2 protein-coding genes are annotated in these 2,873 nt (G+C 62.4%); both read right to left on the minus strand.

Annotated elements, in window-relative coordinates; translation table 11 throughout:
• The coding region (locus HX846_RS24785; protein WP_178966282.1) for an ABC transporter permease at positions 1–525 on the minus strand (525 nt) is incomplete at its 3' end.
• A gap of 259 nt (positions 526–784) precedes the next feature.
• Positions 785–2,873 (minus strand): TonB-dependent receptor (locus HX846_RS24790; RefSeq protein WP_178966283.1); only part of this gene is annotated, 2,089 nt, incomplete at its 5' end.

Here is a 2,873-nt window from a genome sequence, read left to right on the forward strand (position 1 = left end):
GGCAGCGGGCAGGGCGATGCGCCAGACGAAGGTCGGCCAGCGCAGGCGGTACACGTCGGCCACTTCGAAGTAGCTGCGGGGAATGCCCTTGACGCCTTCGCTGGCGGCCAGGGCCACCGGGAAAAATGCGGTCTTGGCGACGATGATGATCTTGAAGGTTTCATCAATGCCGAACAGCAGCACGAACATCGGGATCAGCGCGATGCTGGGGATCTGGCGCAAGGTGTGGAACAGCGGGGCGCAATACACCTCGACGTTCTTTGACAGGGCCATCAGCACGCCGAAGGCCAGGCCGCACAGCGAGCCGATGCCAAAGCCCAGACCGAGCCGGGACAGGCTGTTGCCCAGGTGTTCAGCGAGTTCGCCGCTGGCGAGCAGTTCTTCAAAGGTTTGCAGGACCTGGGCCGGCGGTACCAGCAGGTTGCGCGGGAAGATCCCGAGGTGCGCCACCAGCGTCCAGGTGGCGAGCAGGGCCAGCGGCGAGATGAGCCAGGTCAGGGCAGTGAGCAATCGGTAAGGGCGCATGGCGGGTCTTATTTCAGCGAAGTACCCGGGGGCTATCGCAAGACATGTGCCAGTGAACACAACAGGGGAGAACAATGAAGGCCAAATGTGGGAGCTGGCTTGCCTGCGATGACGGTGGCCAGTAAACATTGAGGCTGGCTGATCCACCGTCATCGCAGGCAAGCCAGCTCCCACAATGGATGGGTGTACATCCGAATGCCCGAATGATGCCTGGCCAACACTGGGGTGCTGCTGCAGCAACACCCCATCAGCAATTACCTCAGAAGTCGTAGCTCACACTGGTGTAGTAGAACGCACCCTGGGCGCCTTCAGGACTGGTGATCGAGTAGATCGGCACACCGTACAACTGCGCGCCGGAAGCCTTGTCCGGGTGAGTGTTGAACAGGTTCGTCGCACCGGCTGAAAGCTTGATCCCCTTGCCAAGGTTGTAGGACACGTCCAGGTCGGTGACCCATTGCGGGCTGAAGGTCTGGTCGAGGTTCGGGTTGGCGGCGTTGAGGCTTTTCCATTCGCCATAACGGCGCTGGGCCACGGTGACTCCCCACTTTTCATAGGCCCAGTTGGCGCTGAGGGTCAGCTTGTAGTCCGGGGTGCCGTGCTCGATCAGGCCTTGGGTGGTGCGGCCGATGATCTGGTTGCCCGCGATGTTGCCGACGTTGCGCAGGTCGGTGATTTGCGTGCGATTACGCGCATAGCCGGCGTTGAAGTTCACCCGGCCCCATTGCTGCAGGTCGAGTTTGTAGTTGCCGGTCAGTTCGATACCGTCGGTGCGGGTGTCGGCGATGTTGGTGTAGAACGCCGCGCTCTGGATATTGGCGTAAGGCGTCCCGGCGAAGATCGGCGAGACCATCGAGGCCGGCAATTGGTCGGAAAGGGTAATGCGGTTGTTGATGTTGATGCGGTAGGCATCCACCGTCACCGATGCGTTGTCCAGCGGTTGCCAGACCAGGCCCAGCGAGTAGTTGGTCGACTCCTCGGGCTTGAGCTGTGTGCCGCCCAGGGCCTGGGCTTCCGGGCTGTTGGCGCGCAAGGTGCGCTGCTGCACCTCGACGTAGTTGCCGCTGCCCGGCGGCTGTTCCACCACCTGCACACTGAACGACGACATGCCGCTCTGCGCCAGGGACGGTGCGCGATAGCCGGTGCTGGCGCTGGCCCGTGCGGCGATCTGCGGGGTGAAGTCGTAGCGCAGCGACAGCTTGCCGTTGGTGGTGTCGCCAAAGTCCGAATAGTGCTCGGTACGCACTGCGACACCGGCCTGGAACTTCTCGGTGACCTGGCCTTCGACATCCAGATACGCGCCCAGCACCTTGCGTTGCAGCGAGTCGGCATCCACCGGGGTGATACCCGAGTAATACCCGGTGAGCCGGCGTCCGGTCACCGGGTCAACGGTGTTGAACAGCGGGCCGTTCTGCGAGGCGGCCGGCGCGCCTGCGCTCAACTGGTAATTTTCCTGGCGCCAGGCCAGGCCTGCGGAGACGGTCAGCGGCTTGAACAGCAAGTCGGTGGGGAAGTCCCGCACCCAATCCAGGGTCACGTTGGTCTGGTCGTTCTTGCGCTCGCCGGTGTAGATCGTCGCCGGGCTGTTGGTGCCCCAACTGGGGTTGATCGCGTTGTAGTCGGTGGACTTGACGATGTTGGTGCCGTGGTTAAGCGCCAGGTCGAACTTGCCCAGTTGCTCGTTTTCGTACCGCAGGCCACCGGTGGCGGCATAGTCTTCCAGGGTGTAGCGCGTGATCGGCAAACGGCCGTCCGGATAACGCTGCAAGGAAACGCTGCCGTAGTTGTTGTACAGCGCGGTGGGCGGGTCAAAAAAACCGGTGGAGTCGGTGTTCTTGTGGGAATAGGTGGCGAACCCGTAGGCGGTCAATCCTTCGCCCACACCCATCTCGCCGTTGGCCAGGAAGTTGTACTGGTCGGAGACACTGTTGGAGCCCCAGTTCCAGGTGCGATAGCGGTTGTTCTGCTCGCGCGGCGTGTTCACGCTGGTGTCGCCGCGATAAAAGATTCGGTTGTCCGGGTTGGTGTCGCTGGCCGGGTCCTGGCTGCCGGCATCGAAACTCAAAGTCAGGAAACCGTCATTCGGCAGTTCGAAGCCTTTCCAGCCGCTGTACTTGCGCTGCATGCCATCGCCCTTGTTGTAGCCACCGAAACGGTAGCCGACGTTGCCGCCGTCGTCCTTTTGCTTGAGCACGATGTTGATCACCCCGGCAATCGCATCGGAGCCGTATTGAGCGGCGGCGCCGTCACGCAGGATCTCCACGTGGTCGATCGCGCTCAACGGGATCAGGCTCAAGTCCACCGCTGCCGCGCCACGACCGTTGGCCAGGCTCTGGCGGGTGATGTTGGCG

This window comes from Pseudomonas sp. K5002 (assembly GCF_013386655.1).
Taxonomy (GTDB): Bacteria; Pseudomonadota; Gammaproteobacteria; order Pseudomonadales; family Pseudomonadaceae; genus Aquipseudomonas.